Origin of the sequence: Eubacterium sp. 14-2 (assembly GCF_000403845.2) — a bacterium.
Taxonomy (GTDB): domain Bacteria; phylum Bacillota; class Clostridia; order Lachnospirales; family Lachnospiraceae; genus Petralouisia.
This window is the reverse complement of sequence record NZ_KE159567.1, coordinates 1,336,304-1,352,105: the sequence shown is the minus strand read 5'-3', so window position 1 is coordinate 1,352,105 and position 15,802 is coordinate 1,336,304. Positions and strand designations below refer to the sequence as shown.

16 protein-coding genes are annotated in these 15,802 nt (G+C 48.3%); 4 read left to right on the top strand and 12 right to left on the bottom strand.

Going from position 1 to position 15,802, the window contains the following annotated elements; translation table 11 throughout:
• Positions 1–45: 45 nt before the first annotated feature.
• On the bottom strand, positions 46–912 hold the full coding sequence (locus tag C805_RS13395) for a metallophosphoesterase (RefSeq protein WP_016214405.1): 867 nt from the start codon (positions 910–912) through the stop codon (positions 46–48).
• A 72-nt stretch (positions 913–984) separates the two neighbouring features.
• Here C805_RS13395 and C805_RS13390 point away from each other — a divergent pair, with 72 nt between their 5' ends.
• Complete coding sequence (locus tag C805_RS13390; protein ID WP_016214404.1) at positions 985–2,163, top strand: D-alanyl-D-alanine carboxypeptidase family protein; 1,179 nt, start codon at positions 985–987, stop codon at positions 2,161–2,163.
• A 34-nt stretch (positions 2,164–2,197) separates the two neighbouring features.
• Here the strand turns inward: C805_RS13390 and cls are convergent, their stop codons facing one another.
• Together cls and C805_RS13380 are read right to left on the bottom strand one after the other, a co-directional pair.
• Positions 2,198–3,736, bottom strand: a complete 1,539-nt coding sequence (gene cls, locus C805_RS13385) for a cardiolipin synthase (RefSeq protein WP_016214403.1) — start codon at positions 3,734–3,736, stop codon at positions 2,198–2,200.
• Between the two features lie 77 nt (positions 3,737–3,813).
• Positions 3,814–4,704, bottom strand: coding sequence for a S8 family peptidase (locus C805_RS13380; protein WP_016214402.1), 891 nt, complete (start codon positions 4,702–4,704; stop codon positions 3,814–3,816).
• A gap of 220 nt (positions 4,705–4,924) precedes the next feature.
• On the opposite strand from C805_RS13380, the gene C805_RS13375 reads away from it, so the two are divergent.
• The gene (locus C805_RS13375) at positions 4,925–5,953 is read left to right on the top strand and encodes an aldo/keto reductase (RefSeq protein ID WP_016214401.1); all 1,029 of its coding nucleotides are present in this window, start codon (positions 4,925–4,927) and stop codon (positions 5,951–5,953) included.
• Between the two features lie 15 nt (positions 5,954–5,968).
• Here C805_RS13375 and C805_RS13370 read toward each other — a convergent pair whose 3' ends face one another.
• Entirely contained in the window at positions 5,969–6,502 is a 534-nt protein-coding gene (locus C805_RS13370) for a GNAT family N-acetyltransferase (protein ID WP_016214400.1), read from the bottom strand.
• Positions 6,503–6,568: 66 nt separating this feature from the next.
• Entirely contained in the window at positions 6,569–7,819 is a 1,251-nt protein-coding gene (locus C805_RS13365) for a glutamate-5-semialdehyde dehydrogenase (protein WP_031201023.1), read from the bottom strand.
• 311 nt (positions 7,820–8,130) lie between these two features.
• Here C805_RS13365 and C805_RS13360 point away from each other — a divergent pair, with 311 nt between their 5' ends.
• On the top strand, positions 8,131–8,625 hold the full coding sequence (locus C805_RS13360; RefSeq protein ID WP_016214398.1) for a sigma-70 family RNA polymerase sigma factor: 495 nt from the start codon (positions 8,131–8,133) through the stop codon (positions 8,623–8,625).
• A complete protein-coding gene (locus C805_RS13355; RefSeq protein WP_016214397.1) occupies positions 8,615–9,550 on the top strand; it encodes an anti-sigma-V factor RsiV in 936 nt (311 codons plus the stop codon). Before C805_RS13360 ends, C805_RS13355 begins: the two co-directional genes overlap by 11 nt.
• A gap of 14 nt (positions 9,551–9,564) precedes the next feature.
• Here C805_RS13355 and C805_RS13350 read toward each other — a convergent pair whose 3' ends face one another.
• The 7 genes from C805_RS13350 to C805_RS13320 all read right to left on the bottom strand — a co-directional run bounded on the left by C805_RS13350 (position 9,565) and on the right by C805_RS13320 (position 15,721).
• Positions 9,565–10,122: a 5-formyltetrahydrofolate cyclo-ligase gene (locus C805_RS13350; protein ID WP_196811063.1), complete on the bottom strand. Its 558-nt coding sequence runs from the start codon at positions 10,120–10,122 to the stop codon at positions 9,565–9,567.
• The gene (locus C805_RS13345; protein ID WP_016214395.1) at positions 10,100–10,321 is read right to left on the bottom strand and encodes a DUF896 domain-containing protein; all 222 of its coding nucleotides are present in this window, start codon (positions 10,319–10,321) and stop codon (positions 10,100–10,102) included. The genes C805_RS13350 and C805_RS13345 overlap by 23 nt, the downstream gene beginning before the upstream one ends.
• Positions 10,322–10,395: 74 nt before the next feature.
• Positions 10,396–11,244 (bottom strand): glutamate 5-kinase, encoded by an 849-nt coding sequence (gene proB / locus C805_RS13340; protein ID WP_016214394.1) that lies wholly within the window; start codon positions 11,242–11,244, stop codon positions 10,396–10,398.
• Positions 11,245–11,294: 50 nt separating this feature from the next.
• Positions 11,295–12,632, bottom strand: a complete 1,338-nt coding sequence (locus C805_RS13335) for a putative ABC transporter permease (RefSeq protein WP_016214393.1) — start codon at positions 12,630–12,632, stop codon at positions 11,295–11,297.
• Positions 12,633–12,666: 34 nt separating this feature from the next.
• Entirely contained in the window at positions 12,667–14,061 is a 1,395-nt protein-coding gene (locus C805_RS13330) for an MATE family efflux transporter (RefSeq protein ID WP_016214392.1), read from the bottom strand.
• A gap of 105 nt (positions 14,062–14,166) precedes the next feature.
• Entirely contained in the window at positions 14,167–14,394 is a 228-nt protein-coding gene (locus C805_RS13325) for a glycerophosphoryl diester phosphodiesterase membrane domain-containing protein (RefSeq protein ID WP_022751070.1), read from the bottom strand.
• Positions 14,354–15,721, bottom strand: coding sequence for an MATE family efflux transporter (locus tag C805_RS13320; protein WP_016214390.1), 1,368 nt, complete (start codon positions 15,719–15,721; stop codon positions 14,354–14,356). Before C805_RS13320 ends, C805_RS13325 begins: the two co-directional genes overlap by 41 nt.
• Positions 15,722–15,802: the final 81 nt, after the last annotated feature.

The window sequence follows — 15,802 nt, the reverse complement described above, 5'->3', positions numbered from 1 at the left end:
CACATATTCTACCTGTATCTGCTGCTTTTTTCAAGGGAATTTTTGTCATCTCTTCCCGTTTTCCGGCAAAAATTTTACCGCCAGCAGTTCCGCCCGGTTGAAAATCCGGATGTGAAAAGTATGTGTCCCCAGCCCCCGGCTTACAATCACACTCCTGTCCCCCACCTGAAAACGTCCCGCATCATACTTCGGAAACCAGGTGAGCTGGGGAGAAATCACGCTCCCAATCCCCGGAATCCGAACCAGCCCCCCGTGGTTATGGCCGCAAAAGGTCACATCTGCCCCCCATCGGATATATTCCTCTGCATAAGCCGGATTATGGGCAAGCAGAATCCGGAACAAGTCTTCCCTCCGGTCTGGCAGACGTTCTTTCAGATAATTCTCTTCCAGCGGGACAATCCGCCCCTTCTCATAATAATCCAGTTCCAGTTCCAGGGCGGACAGCTGTACTCTGTTCCCACCCATGAAAATTTCCCGGCTCCCGGTTTCCATTACAGTAACCCCCGCTTCCTTCACCTGAGACATATATTTCTGAAACAGGGGATGATTGATTCTTTCCGGGTCCCGCAGACGGCTCTCATGGTTTCCGTAACTGTAATATACGGGAGCTATCTTTACAAACTCCTTCAGGGTTTTCAGTGCGGTTTCATAGGTCTCACTGTACTTCGATACCAGCATATCTCCCGGAATAAAAATTATATCAGGATTTAATCTTCTCATTTTTTCAAGCAGTCTCTTATTTTCTTTTCCATAGGTAAATCCATGCAGATCCGCAATTACAAGTCCCAGCGCCTGCTCCCTGATTTTGGATGAGGAAATCTGATATTCCGTCACCCGAAATCTGGTGAGTTCCCATCTCTGCCACAGAATACAACACAAAACAGCCGCGGCTGCCAAAAATAAAACCTTCATTTATTTCACCTTTCCTGGAATAACATACAGGCCTTCCGCTTAAACTATTATATAACATTTGGAGGTTCTGATATGCATTGTATATTGTCTTTTTTCCTGTCTGCGTGTTTGCTGATATCCTCCCTGCTTCCCACTTCAGAAGTAACCCCGGAACAGCCGCCTGCAGAGGAAGTCACCGTTTCTGCTCCTTCCCTGGTACTGATGGAAGCCTCCACCGGCCAGGTCATTTATGAAAAAGAGGCTCATACTTCTCTTCATCCGGCCAGTATTACAAAAATCATGACCATGATTCTGATTTTTGACGCTCTGGAGGAAGGAAAAATATCACTGGAAGATACCGTAACCGTATCCGAATATGCAGCCAGCATGGGCGGTTCACAGGTTTTTCTGGAACCTGGAGAAACCCAGACCGTGGAAACCATGTTAAAATGTATTTCGGTGGCCAGCGCCAATGACGCCTGTGTGGCCATGGCAGAGCATATCTGGGGAAGTGAACAGGAATTTGTCTCCAGAATGAACCAGCGTGCAAAAGACCTGGGCATGAAAAATACCACCTTCGTAAACTGCTGCGGCCTGGATGTGGAAGGGCACATGACCACCGCCTACGATGTGGCGCTGATGTCGCGGGAACTGATTACCCGCTACCCGCAAATACATAATTACTGTACCATCTGGATGGAAAACATCACCCACGTCACCCGGAGAGGTTCCTCAGAATTCGGCCTTACCAATACCAACAAACTCATTCGCCAGTATCCCTATGCCACCGGATTAAAAACCGGTTCCACTTCCCAGGCAAAATACTGCGTTTCCGCCACCGCGGAAAAAGACGGCATGAAGCTGATCGCAGTCATTATGGCGGCTCCGGACCACAAAGTCCGTTTTCAGGACGCCACCACCCTGTTGAATTACGGATTTGGGAAATGTCAGGTATACAGAGACGAAAATCAGGATAAACTGCCCGGCCTGGCCGTTCAGGGCGGCGTGGAAGACCAGGTTCCTCTGGTCTATGAATCCGGCTTTTCCTGGCTGGATGTAACCGGCTCGGATTTATCTGCCATAACCAAAGAACTGGTTCTTCCGGAAGCTGCAGATGCTCCCGTCAAAAAGGGCCAGACTGCCGGAAAAGTTGTCTACAAACTGAATAAAAAGGAAATCGGCTCTGTCAATATCCTGTTTCAGAAAGGAGTAAAAAAAGCGCTGTTCAAAGACTATTTTCTGAAAACACTGGAACAGTTCCTGTTCTGTTAGCCGCCATCTGCCACATGGTCCGTTCCCCGCTGCTTTACAGCAGCGGGGCAAACAGACGCATCACACCCTGTAACGTCCGGATGGCTGCCGGGCGTTTCCGGCAGAACTCCAGATTGATTTCTTCTGATTGTTCCATGGTTCTTTGTATATCCTCTTTTACCTGTATGACTGCCCTGGTCCGATACATCCAGACGCCGCACTCAAAATGCAGGTACAGGCTGCGGTAATCCAGATTTACGCTTCCCACAACAGCCACTTCATCGTCACACACAAAACATTTTGCATGGAGAAATCCCGGATTAAACTGATAAATCCTTACACCGCATTCCAGAAGAGGCTCATAATAGGACTGGCTGATCCAGTATACAATCTGTTTATCGGGGATTCCAGGCATCAGAATCCTGACATCCACGCCGCTTTTTGCCGTATTCTGCAGAGCCTTTAATATTTCGTCATCGGGAATCAGATAAGGCGTAAAAATATAGACATATTTTCTGGCCCGGTTAATAATATTCATATAAATATTTTCCCCCACATTTTCATGGTCCAGGGGACTGTCCGTGTAGGGCTGCACATATCCGTCTGTTTTCCAGGTCCTGGTCTGATAACTGGAGGGCCGGAACTGTTCCAGGTTCTGTTCCCGGCTCCTGGTAATATAATCCCACATTTCCAGGAACATCACCGTAAAGCTCCAGACTCCTTCCCCCTCCAGACGAAGCCCCGTATCTTTCCAGTAACCAAATCTTTTTACTTTATTCACATATTCATCTGCCAGATTGATGCCTCCTGTAAAGCCCACCTTGCCGTCCGCCACCAGAATTTTCCGATGGTCCCGGTTGTTCATAACCACAGACATTATGGGATACAGCGGATTAAACCGGACGCACTTTATGCCCCATTCCTGCATCTGCTGATAGTATTTTTCCGGAAGGGTGGTCACACACCCGAAATCATCATAAATAAAACGTACATCCAGTCCCTGAGCTGCCTTCTCCTTTAAAATATCCAGAATTTTTCCGAACATATAGCCCTCTTCCACAATGAAGTATTCCATGAAAATAAAATGCTTTGCCTCCTCCAGGGCTTTCAGCATATCCGGAAACATTTCCTCACCGGAGGAATAATATTTTGTCTCCGTATTTTTATAAACAGGATACCCTGCCCATTCACTGACATATTTTGACTGCCGGTAAACAGACAAATCCTGTTCTTTCAGTTCTTCCAGCAAATCCTGATGCTTCGGCAGACTCTGTTCAATTTCAAAATTAACGGCTTCCATACGCTTTCTGGTGGGCCTAGTCAGCTCTGACCGCCCAAAAATAAAATAGACCAGCAGACCTACGATGGGTACCGCCAGAATTACAACTGTCCAGGCAATTTTATAGGACAGATTACTTCTTTTATTTACAATGACCAGCACCACAAACACGGCGCCAATATCCAGAATTGTATTTAAAAAGGTATAACGCATCCGGAAACCATACAGAAATGACAGCAGCCAGCACAGCTGAAGTAAAATGGCTATGGCTACTATGGTTGCTCTCCCCAGCAAAAATTTCTTAACTTTCTTCATTCAATCACCTCTCGTCACGGCCCCTTCCGGAAAGTCTGTAAAAAACGCCTTTCCCGCCATGATACACTGGTGACATTTTAACACAATAATTTCCCAATGTCTACCATTCCCCAGCCCTGTTTCGACAGAGGCAGGCCCAGGTCCACGGTCCGCTGGTACAGGCGCAGCTTCACATCTGCGGGAGAAAAATGGGGATATTTGCCAAGAAGCAGCGCGATACTTCCGCTTACCATGGGCGCCGCCATGGAAGTGCCGCTCTTTTGGGTATACATGGCAGGATAAACCCCGCAGCTTGTGACATTTGTACCCGGAAGCACCAGTTCCGGTTTCACCACACAATGGTCCGTGGGGCCCTGGCCGGAATAGTCAGGCTTTAAAGGAGATTTTCCTATCTGCTCCCTGGTATCATCAAAACAGCCCGCTGTAATAATTTTCCGGCAGATACCCGGCACGGTAATGCTGTTTTCGCCGGGACCGTTATTTCCGGCAGCGGCCACTACCACCAGATCGTTATCCCAGGCATATTCCACTGCCTGCAGAAGACGAATCCGCTCCCTGCTCTCCGCATGAAGTACCATGCCAATGGAAATATTCACAATCCGGATGCGGTAAGTCCTTCTGTTCTCCACCAGCCAGTCAATGGCCCGTACCACATGCTCTGTATTTCCATTTCCTCTGTAATCCAGTATTTTCAGAATAATAAAGTGACAGCGGGGCGCAAGCCCCATATATTTTCCATTGGAAATCCCACCGTCGCCGCCGATAATCCCGGCTATGTGGGTGCCATGACCATTATCATCATAAAGAGAGTTCCTTCCTCTGACGTAATCCCGAAAACAGACGATTCTGTGTTCAAAATCCGGGTGGGGATAAATTCCGGTATCCAGAACTGCAACGCCGACTTCTTCTCCGTAATAGCCTTTTTCCCAGGCCTGCCCGGCATTGATAATCTTTCTTACTCTGTCCATATGCTTCTCTTTTTCTATTAATATATGCGTCTCTGATTATTTTGCTTTAGCAGGCGGCATTATGAAAATTCCGTCCACCCGGATATCCTCTCCACGCCTGTTATTTTTCCTGCGTCTTGTATTTCTGAAACTCTCGTGATAGAATACTGGAAAAGTGTCAGATTTCATCCTGAAATCAGGACAGGGATTTTGAACAGACATTCAGAAAGGTGAGATGACTATGAATACGACTGTTACTCTTGGAAAAACAGGAATTACCGTAAACAAAAACGGATTCGGCGCCCTTCCCATTCAGCGCATTTCCATGGAAGAATCCGGAAAGCTGCTGAAAAAAGCATACGATGCAGGTATTCGATTTTTTGATACCGCCCGGTTCTATACGGACAGTGAGGCCAAAATCGGAAAAGCCCTTTCTTCCGTCCGGAGCAGCATTTATATTGCCACTAAGACCGGGGCGCAGAATGCAGAAGAATTCCGGAAAGATCTGCACACCAGCCTGACACTGCTGAAAACAGATTACATTGATATTTATCAGTTTCACAACCCTTCTTTCTGTCCGAAACCAGGAGACGGTTCCGGACTGTACGAAGCCATGGAAGAAGCCAGGAATCAGGGGAAAATCCGCCACATCGGTATCAGCAACCACCGTCTGAAAGTTGCCCATGAGGCCATTGACAGCGGCCTGTACGAAACACTGCAGTTTCCTTTCTCCTATCTTTCCACCGAGAAAGAAAAGGAAATCGTAAACCGCTGCCGGAAGGAAAACATCGGATTTATTTCCATGAAAGCACTGTCCGGAGGCCTGATTACCAACTCCGCTGCCGCTTACGCCTTTCAGGCCCAATACGATAATGTACTTCCCATCTGGGGTATCCAGCGGGAATCCGAACTGGATGAATTTATCCGTTATATGGACCAGCCTCCTGTGCTCACACCGGAGCTCTCCGAACTGATGGTCCGGGACCGGGAACAGCTTGCCGGAAACTTCTGCCGGGGCTGCGGCTACTGTGTTCCCACCTGCCCTGCCGGAATTGAAATCAACAACTGTGCCAGAATGTCCCTGCTGCTCAGACGTTCTCCCTCCCAACTGCAGCTTATTCCGGAAGTTCAGGAAAAAATGAAAAAAATCGAAGACTGTATTCACTGCAACCAGTGCAGCGCTCACTGTCCGTACGGGCTGGACACTCCGGCACTTCTGGCCGAAAATTACCGGGACTACCAGGAGGTACTGGCAGGAAAATCACTATAAAAAACTGAATAACCGTTACAGTCCATATTCCAGCTGGCAGTCACAGGGCTCCGCTTCAAACAGCTTCTGATTATACTCTTTTGCCTCCACACAGCCCAGGGCATGGTAAAATGCCTGGGTTTCTTCTGATGAATGGGCCGATATGTACAGTTTTTCCGCACCCAGCTTCTTTCCTGCCTGAGCTGCATACTGAAACAGTTTTTTTCCATACCCCCTGCCTCTGGCCTCACAGGAAATGTGAATGCAGGAAAGCTGTACATACTGTTCCCGGGCGCCAAACCGCTCATGCTCCACCGAAGCAAATCCCGTCAGTTTTCCGTCTTCAAAACATCCAATTACAAATCCGCCTGTGTTGGCGGTATTCTTCAGGCATTTCACCAGAAATTCATATTCCTCTTCGTTCCACTGTTCCACAAAGGCAATCTCTTTCAGTTTCCAGCCGTCCTCTTCTTTCCGCCAGCAACGTTTCACTTCCTGATAACGGTTAAAATGCCGGAACAGTTCCCGGTTAATCTGAGGTTCTGATATCAGTTCAAATGTCACTTTCATTTTTTCTTCCTTTACGTTAATGGAACACAGATACCGGATTGCAGTACCTCTGTTTCCTGTTTGCTTTTACGGCCTTATCTGACCGTTTCCATAAATAATATATTTCGTACCTGTCAGTTCTTTCAGGCCCATGGGCCCTCTTGCATGGAGCTTCTGGGTGCTGATACCGATTTCGCCCCCAAAGCCAAATTCAAAACCGTCTGTAAACCGTGTGGAGGCGTTGACATACACTGCCGCTGCGTCCACCTCTTCCAGAAATTTCCGGGAATGATCATAGTCTCTGGTAATGATAGCCTCAGAATGTCCGGTATTGTACTGATTGATATGGGCAATGGCCTCATCTATGGAAGATACGGTTTTTACAGAAAGAATATAATCCAGATATTCCATGCCCCAGTCTTCCTCCTTTGCAGGCAGGATACTGCTGCAGGTTTTCCGGCTCTCTTCATCCCCCCGCAGTTCCACCTGCTTTTCTTCCAACCGCTTCACCAGTTCAGGGAGCAAGACATCCTTTATCTTCTCATGTATCACCAGGGATTCGCAGGCGTTGCATACACCGATTCTCTGGGTTTTTGCATTATAAATAATATCCACCGCCATGGCAATATCAGCAAATTCATCCACATAAATGTGGCAATTGCCGGTTCCGGTTTCAATAACAGGTACCGTTGCCTGCTCCACCACGGTCCGAATCAGTCCGGCCCCGCCCCGGGGAATCAGTACATCCACATACCGGTTCAGTTTCATAAACTCTGCCGCTGTTTCGTGGCTGGTATCTGTAATAAGCTGAATGGCATCTGAGGGAAGCTCGCATTTTGTCAGAGCCTCCTGCAACGTCATGGTAATTGCATTGTTGGAATGCAGCGCATCTTTCCCGCCCCGGAGAATTACCACATTCCCCGCCTTAAAGCACAGGCCGAACGCATCTGCTGTCACATTGGGCCTGGATTCATAAATAATGCCGATTACCCCCAGAGGCACCCGCTTCTGGCCAATCAGCAGCCCGTTAGGGCGCTGTTTCATGGACAGCACTTCTCCCACAGGGTCCTCCAGGCCTGCAATCTGCCGCAGCCCTTCTGCCATCTGGGCAATCCTGGCCTCTGTCAGAAGCAGGCGATCCACAAGGCCAGGGGCCATTCCGTTTTCTCTGGCCCGCTCCACATCTGCATGGTTGGCCTCCAGAAGTATTTTCATATTTGCCATCAGATAATCTGCCCCCGTGGTCAGAGCTTTATTTTTCCGGCCGACAGACAGTGTGCGCAGCACTGCCTCCGCCTTTTTTGCATTTTTTCCAACCTGTTCCAGTGTAAGATTCATATTATTCCTCCGTTCTGTCACCTTTTTCACTGCCTTATTACTCCGCCTGCTGAAATAATTTCCTTTTTCCCTTTCGTCCTCCGGAATATTTCCTTTCACTTCAGGCCTTTCTCTGTTATTCTGCTGAAAAGAACAGATAAATTTTCCATTTACCATAACAGTATAACAAGTTCCGCTCCTTTTGTCATTCCTGACAGAAGAAATTTTTATACTTTCTGAAATTCTGCATCAGAAAAATAATCGGGACTGTTATGAAACTTTCCATGGCCCCGCCCCGTCTAATCTATAACAACCGGAAAGGAGAATACAACATGAATACACCAAAGATGCAGCAGCTGGTAGAACAGGAGCTGCTGACCTCTTACAATTCCCTGTACCGCCTGGCTTTCACTTATGTAAAAAACGAATCCGACGCCATGGATATTGTGCAGGAAAGCGCTTACAAAGCCATACGGAATGCCTCTTCCGTTCGGAATGAATCTTATATCCGGACCTGGCTCTGGCGCATCGTCATCAATACTTCCCTGGAAGTCCTCCGGGAAAGACAGCGGGAAACCTTTTCTGAATTTCCGCAGGAACAGGGAAAAGAAGACATATATCCCGACTTCGACACCATCGACGCCCTGGATGTACTGAACGAAAAGGAACGGGCAGTGGTGGTTCTGCGCTATTTTGAGGACCGAAAACTCCAGGAAATCGCCGACGTGCTGGAAGAAAACGTAAATACCGTCAAAAGCATGTTATACCGCAGCCTGAAAAAAATGAAAATCAAACTCACGGAAGGAGAACTCTGCCATGAATCATAATTTAGACCAGATCAGACAGGATTATCAGAACATTAAAGTTCCGGACACGTTAAAGAATCAGGTGGAAGCCGCCATTGCACAGGCCAAAAAAGATGCCGCAGACAATCTGCCAGAACAGACGGATACCTGCCGGAAGAAATCCTCCATTTTCCGGTTTCCTTTTGCCAGAGCAGCCACAGGAATTGCTGCAGCAGCCCTTATTCTGGTTGTACTGGCCAATTCCGGTCCCACCATTGCCCACGCCATGGAACAGATTCCAATCCTTGGAGCCATTGTGAAAATCGTTACCTTCCGGGAATATGAGCATCAGGAAAACCGGATGGAAGCCAATATCAAAGTGCCGGAAGTCCAGGTGGAAAACAAAGACGGAGAAATACTGAAAGACGCCACACAGGAACTGAATGACAATATTCAGGCTTATACCGATGCGATCATTGCGGCTTATGAGGCAGACCTGAAAGCCGCCGGCGGGGAAGGCACTCAGGCTGTAAATCTGGACTATGAAGTGGCAACTGACAATGACAGGCTCTTCTCTCTGCGGTTCCACCAGACCATTACCATGGCAGGCGCCGCTCAGATGGAAAAAATCTATCATATTGACAAACAGACCGGTAACATGATTACCCTGAAAGATCTGTTTCAGGACGGTGCCGATTATAAAACTCCCATCACTGAAAATATCAGACAGCAGATGAAAGACCAGATGGCTCAGGACGAAACAAAAACCTACTGGGTGGACAGTGATGTGCCGGAATGGAACTTCACAGAATTATCCGATACTGCCAGCTTTTATATCAGTGAATCCGGAAAACTGATGATTGTCTTTGACGAATATCAGGTAGCCCCCGGTTATATGGGCGTGGTTACTTTTGAAATTCCCACAGAAACTGTGAAAGATATTGTAAAAGACGGATATCTGCAGTAAAAATCCCCGTTTTTTCACTGCCTGCAAAAATAAACGCCCCGCTCCGTCACTACTGCATCCATGGATATGTCATGGGGTTCCGGTTCCAGCCCTTCCACAAGCTGAACCTCATATGCAATTCCGATTTTAAAGCATTCCGGATATCTGGCAAAATAACGGTCATAATATCCTCCCCCGTACCCCATGCGGTTTCCCCTGCGGTCAAATCCCAGACCCGGCACCAGCACTGTCCTCCCCGGCTCTGCTGCAGGGATTTCGCTCACCGGTTCCATTACATGAAAGCTGCCTTCCTGAAACTCTTCCAGTGAGGCAGCTTTGTAAAATTCCATTTCTTTTCCTTCCACCCTGGGAAATGCGGCTGTTTTTCCCAGAGCCAGCGCTTTTTCTGCCAGGGGCAGCAGGTTCGTCTCAGTTCCCAGGGGATAATAAAAGCAGATGGTTTCCGCCTGGAAAAACCATGGCTGTTCCTCCAGTTTCCGGCAGATTTCTGCTGACAGACTCCCCATCTGCTCCAAAGACAGCCTCTCCCGGCGCTGCCGGAGCCTGCTTCTAATTTGCTTCTTTGTTTCCATATTTCTCACCCAGATTTTCTGTGGTTCCATCCGGATTTACCACGTCAATGCTGTCCAGCTGGGCACGCAGGTTCCGCCTGATATTTGCAATATATTCTTTCCGCAGCAGATCCTGCTCTTTCTTTTCCGCCTCTGTCAGGCCCTCCGCCTTTGATTTTTGGGCCAGCACATTGATCCGGTCTATTTTGCTCTGTTCCATGGTATTCTCCTTTCTGACGTAAAATCTGGAATCACCATAACCTGATTCCGTTTCCTGATCCCATGATTCTCACACTACTCCAGACTCTTTTCAATAAAATCCGCTATATAAAAATCTTCGTCCCGATGCTCCCGGAACAGGGTGCCCACAAAATCCCCCTCAAAAATCCGATGAAGTACGCCTACATCCGCTCCATTGGCAATAATCATATCTGCTCCGGAACATGTGGCAATCTTTGCCGCAGTCAGTTTTGTCTCCATGCCTCCGGTGCCCACATCGCTCCCTGTGGTTCCCTTTGCCATGGAAATGATATTCTCATCCAGCCGGTCCACTACGGAAATCAGCTCTGCAGAAGGATTTTTATGAGGATCATCGGTAAACAGTCCGTCAATATCAGACAGCAGAATCAGTAAATCCGCTCCCACCAGAGAAGCTACCAGTGCAGACAGGGTATCATTATCGCCAAACTGCATTTCATAGGTGGAAATCGTGTCGTTTTCATTGACCACGGGGATAATACCGAGACGAAACAGTTCTTCAAAGGTATTCTGGGCATTTTTCCGGGAAACATTGTCCTGCATGGTGCCTTTTGTCATAAGTATCTGCCCGGCAGTCTGATGATATTCAGAAAATAATTTCTGGTAGGTCATCATAAGCCTGGCCTGCCCCACCGCCGCACAGGCCTGCTTGGTGGAAATATTGTCCGGCCGCTCTGCAAGGCCTATGGCAGTGCGCCCCACTGCAATGGCCCCGGAGCTCACCAGACACACATCCATCCCGCAGTTGCGGATATCGCAGAGTTCCCGCACCAGGCGCTCCACCTTCCCCAGATTCAGCCTGCCCGTAGCCTCATGGTGCAGAGAGGCCGAACCAATTTTCACAACCACTCTTTTTTTCTTACTGAAATACTCTTTTGCTTCCATATTCCGTCTCCATTCATCCTTCGTTTTTCTGTGAAACAGACTTCTGTCTGCTACTGTCCCAGCTCATCCGTTGTTTTCGCGCTGGGATATATCTGATTCATCCGCTCATCGGGAAATTCCTGATCCAGCCACACAGCCAGTTCACCGGCCGGAGGAATCCCCTGCGCCCGTTCTCCATAGCGGGCCAGCGCCAGTGCGGAAATGCTCACATCCCAGGCCATAAACAACAGAAACACCCAGGTCAGCACCTTTCCGGCTTTTTGCGGAATCTTTTCAATACAGCGTGATATCACAGGATACAGACGTTTCATCCATACCCATGCCGCAATTCCCCAGAAAAAGCAGTACAGAAGATTGATTCTGCCGCCCAGATTAAAGGGAATATCGCTGTAGTCCCAGAATACCGTTCCAAAAGCCAGTTCGGTAAACACGCTGCAGATATATTCATAAGCGCCGCCCAGCAGAGTCCCCGCCAGAAAAATATGGCTGTCCTCCTGATTTCGGTAACGATACAGCACAATGGTAGCTCCGGCAACGCCAATCCCCCAAACCAGGCTGAACGTTCCGTAAACAAGGCTGCTTCTGCTCATCCACCAGCCCATGGTAAACCGGCAGAAAACCATTTCCACCAGCGCGCCCAGAAAAGCCCCCAGGAAAAAAATCCACACCACCTTATAAAAACTGCAGCCATAGGCAAATATGGTCTTCTGACGTATTAATTCCTGCTTTTCCTCCTCAGTCTCCGCCTTTTTCTGTTCCATTCCGGGAAAGGCCCGGTTCATACGCCTGTCCACCAGTCTTACAATTGCAGCCTGCAGAGAACGGGAAGCCTGATTCAGCCCTTCTGCAATCTCTGACATGGCATGATTCTGGCTTTTTATCTTAAGCAGCGCCCCAACGGTCATACTGATATCCACCGCCAGAATCAGCCAGAGACATGACAGTACCAGGATTCCCGGCAGATATGATATGGTTTTCAGCAGTCCCATCAGCAGGGGATTGAGAAATTTTATCACAAATATACCCAGACCGCCCCAAAGTGCTGCTGCCGCAAGGCAGATATATCCGCCGGCCTGAAACCTGCGTCCGGAATAATCCCAGAGCCGCAGATGAAATACTTTTTCCAGCAGCAGCCCCGTCAGCAACTCCGTGACAGTTCCCACAATCATGCAGCCCAGAAACAGATAAAACCACTCTTCTCTCAGAGAATCCATAAACACCAGCATAAATACCATAGAGAAGCCATACACCGGGCACAGCATTCCGTTCAGAAATCCTCTGTTTACAAATTCTTTCCTGCCCACAGCCGCATAGACCACTTCCAGGCACCAGCCCATAAAGCTGTAGAAAAAGAACAGGTACGCCAGTTCAAATCCTGTGTAAATCATAATAGATTCCTCTTTCTGTAATCTGCCCTCAATTTCAGGCAGCAACAATATTCTGCAGCCAGATTCCTTTTTTCACCAGTATGTAACCCAGAATACATTTCAGCGTCTCTATCAGCTGGCAGCTCAGATACACCACCACAATGGGAAGTCCGGTAAAATTCGCCAGCACAAACGCAAGGGGAATATCCACTGCCCACACATACACGCTGTCGAACAATACGGTAATCCAGGTCTTTCCGCCGGAACGCAGGGTAAAATAGCAGCCGTGCATAAACGCATACAGAGGCATACATCCTGCGGCAATCAGGATAAACCCTGTGGCAAGACTCTGCACTTCCCCGGAGGTATTGTAAATCAGCGGGAAGAAAGGTGAAATCAATGCCAGCAGACTTCCGCACACCAGACAGGTGGAAACTGTAAAAAACAGCAGTTTCCGGTCTGTATCTCTGGCTTCTTCCATTTTTCCGGCTCCCAGAAGCTGTCCCACAATAATTGCAATGGCCCCTCCGATGGAGAGAAAGACCACATTAAACAGGTTGGATACGGTACTGGAAATATTCAGTCCAGCCACCACAGACAGGCCCCGTACCGAATAGCACTGCATCAGAAACGCCTGCCCGGTAGACCAGGCAATTTCATTGAGCATAATGGGAATTCCTTTTCGGATAATATTGACCGTCAGCTCCTTCGGTATACGCAAACTGCGAAATGCCCCTTCAATAAAGGGATGCTCCTGCCGGTGGCTGTAAGTCCAGCACATCAGTATCACACATTCCACCACTCTGGCAATATCCGTCGCGAGAGCCGCACCCACAGCCCCCAGGGCCGGAAACCCGAAATTTCCGAAAATCAGCAGGAAATTTCCCAGAAGATTTACCAGAACCGCAATAATTCCGGCCTTCATAGGCAGCACGGTCTCCCCTGTCTCACGCAACGTACTGGCGTAAGTCTGGGAAACGGCATAGGGCGCAATCCCGAAAATAATCACCGCCAGATATTCTTTTCCGTATTCCAGCGTCCGGGCAATGTCCCCGGTCTGAGCGCCTTCATGAAGATACAGCATAATCAGCTCTTCTCCGGCTGTGAGAAACAGCACAATGGCAAAAACCGTCATCAGAAGACAGATGATAAACTTAAACCGGAAGGTATTGCGTACTCCTTCCTGGCTCCCCTGCCCATAATACTGGGCGGTAAAAATTCCGGCGCTGGAAACACCGCCGAAAATGCAGATATTGAACACCGTCATAAACTGGTTTACAATGGCAACGCCGCTCATCTGCTCTGTCCCTACCTGCCCCACCATAATATTATCCAGAAGACTCACAAAGTTGGTAATTCCATTCTGGATAATAATGGGCACCACAATCATCAGAACCATCCGGTAAAACGCCTTATCCCCTGTATATCTTTTCCAAAAATTCTGTTTCATCCCTGTTCCCTTCTGTCATCTTCTCTGTTTTTCCCGTTTCCGTTTTTCAGTGATTTTTCTATTCTAGCACATATGACGTCCGGTTACAACATGATTTCCCTGGAATCACAGACCCTGCTGCAAAGTCTGTCTCAGACTGGCCTGTCTCCCCTGGCAGGACTGATCCAGCAGGAAAATAACCCCACTGATATCAATCATGGTATAGACTGCAATGCACGCCGGCAACAGCAGCAATGCCAGGACTGTCACCGGGTTCAGCAAAAAAGAACCAATATTCTCCAGTGTCAGATAATCATAGCTGCTTTTTTCCATAACTTTTCCGAGTTTTTTCATTGGTTTTTCTTTCTCTGTATCTCCAGAACATGAAAGCAGAAAGCCCAAGGGCCATCAGTTCCGCAGCCGGAGTGGCCAGCCAGATGCCATTTACACCCAGAAGGGCCGGAAGCACCAGCATGGCAGCCATCATAAACACAAAGGAGCGGGAAAATGCCAGAACCGCAGAAACCACCCCATTGGACAGCGCGGTAAACATTCCGCTGGCAAAAATATTAAATCCGATAAAAAGCAGAGCCGCTGTGCAGATTCGGTTTCCTGTTACTGCCAGGTCATACACCGGATTATCCGGCCGGGCGAATACTGATACCAGAGGCCTGGTCACTGCCAGAGAGAATGCCACCGTGGTCAGGGACAATACGCCGATTATTTTCAGACTGAGCACAGTCAGTTTCCGCAGCTTTTCCCGGTTTTTTTCTCCATAATAAAAGCTGATCATGGGAGCCACCCCATAAGAGTAGCCTGTATAAAGGGAACTTGCAAACATCAGCACATACATAATAATGGTAATGGCTGCAACTCCATCTTCCCCCACATATTTTAACATAGTCCAGTTAAACATCAAAGTAACAATTCCCGTAACCATGGCGGTGGCCATTTCCGAACAGCCGTTGGAAGCAGCATTTTTCAGCACCTGGAAGCGGAATACCGGCTTCTTAAAGTGCAGCAGATTCTTTCTCCGGCTAAATACCATAAGCCCCACCACTGCAGTGACAGAATATCCCAGGCCAGTGGCAATGGCCGCTCCTCGGATTCCCATGTGGAATACTGCAATAAAGCAGAAATCCAGCGCCATGTTCAGCAGTCCCCCGGCCACGGAGCACACCAGTGAAAGCGTTGCCTTCCCACATGCAATCATGTAAAGGGTAAAATTGTTCATCAGCAGAATGGGCACGGTAAACATCAGATAATGTTTCAGGTATACCGTACAGTATTCTGCCACTTCTGCCGACAGATTCATGCCTCCGAATATACGTCCCATGGCCAGATAGCCCAGGGCCCACATTGTCAGGCCAACGGCCACGTTTACCAGAATCAGCGAAGTAAAATCCTCCTTTGCCTCTTCTCCTTTCTGCTCTCCCATCTTCTTCATAATCACCGCACTGCCTCCTGTGGCCAGCATGGTGGAAACAGCAGTGACAAACTGAATCACCGGCGCGGTAAGATTGATGGCCGACAATGCGGCAGTACCGATGAGATTGGACACAAACAACCCGTCCACCATGGTATAAAAGGACATAAACAAAGTCATAACAATGGTGGGGACGGCAAACTTCAGAATGTTCTTCAGTGTTACCGGTTTCTGATACGCATTTTGATTTTCCATAGATTCTTCTCCTGTTCTCTTGTAATTGTTTTCCATATGTTGTATCATAAACCGTACAGTAACTGTACAGTCAAGGAGAAT

Coding starts and splice junctions, on each gene's coding strand:
- cls (WP_016214403.1), bottom strand. CDS start 3,736: ATGAAGAAAGTTAAGAAATTTTTGCTGGGGAGAGCAACCATAGTAGCC.
- proB (WP_016214394.1), bottom strand. CDS start 11,244: ATGGAAGCAAAAGAGTATTTCAGTAAGAAAAAAAGAGTGGTTGTGAAA.
- C805_RS13355 (WP_016214397.1), top strand. CDS start 8,615: ATGAATCATAATTTAGACCAGATCAGACAGGATTATCAGAACATTAAA.
- C805_RS13320 (WP_016214390.1), bottom strand. CDS start 15,721: ATGGAAAATCAAAATGCGTATCAGAAACCGGTAACACTGAAGAACATT.
- C805_RS13365 (WP_031201023.1), bottom strand. CDS start 7,819: ATGAATCTTACACTGGAACAGGTTGGAAAAAATGCAAAAAAGGCGGAG.
- C805_RS13375 (WP_016214401.1), top strand. CDS start 4,925: ATGAATACGACTGTTACTCTTGGAAAAACAGGAATTACCGTAAACAAA.
- C805_RS13390 (WP_016214404.1), top strand. CDS start 985: ATGCATTGTATATTGTCTTTTTTCCTGTCTGCGTGTTTGCTGATATCC.
- C805_RS13325 (WP_022751070.1), bottom strand. CDS start 14,394: ATGAAAAAACTCGGAAAAGTTATGGAAAAAAGCAGCTATGATTATCTG.
- C805_RS13360 (WP_016214398.1), top strand. CDS start 8,131: ATGAATACACCAAAGATGCAGCAGCTGGTAGAACAGGAGCTGCTGACC.
- C805_RS13330 (WP_016214392.1), bottom strand. CDS start 14,061: ATGAAACAGAATTTTTGGAAAAGATATACAGGGGATAAGGCGTTTTAC.
- C805_RS13380 (WP_016214402.1), bottom strand. CDS start 4,704: ATGGACAGAGTAAGAAAGATTATCAATGCCGGGCAGGCCTGGGAAAAA.
- C805_RS13350 (WP_196811063.1), bottom strand. CDS start 10,122: ATGGAAACAAAGAAGCAAATTAGAAGCAGGCTCCGGCAGCGCCGGGAG.
- C805_RS13395 (WP_016214405.1), bottom strand. CDS start 912: ATGAAGGTTTTATTTTTGGCAGCCGCGGCTGTTTTGTGTTGTATTCTG.
- C805_RS13370 (WP_016214400.1), bottom strand. CDS start 6,502: ATGAAAGTGACATTTGAACTGATATCAGAACCTCAGATTAACCGGGAA.
- C805_RS13345 (WP_016214395.1), bottom strand. CDS start 10,321: ATGGAACAGAGCAAAATAGACCGGATCAATGTGCTGGCCCAAAAATCA.
- C805_RS13335 (WP_016214393.1), bottom strand. CDS start 12,632: ATGATTTACACAGGATTTGAACTGGCGTACCTGTTCTTTTTCTACAGC.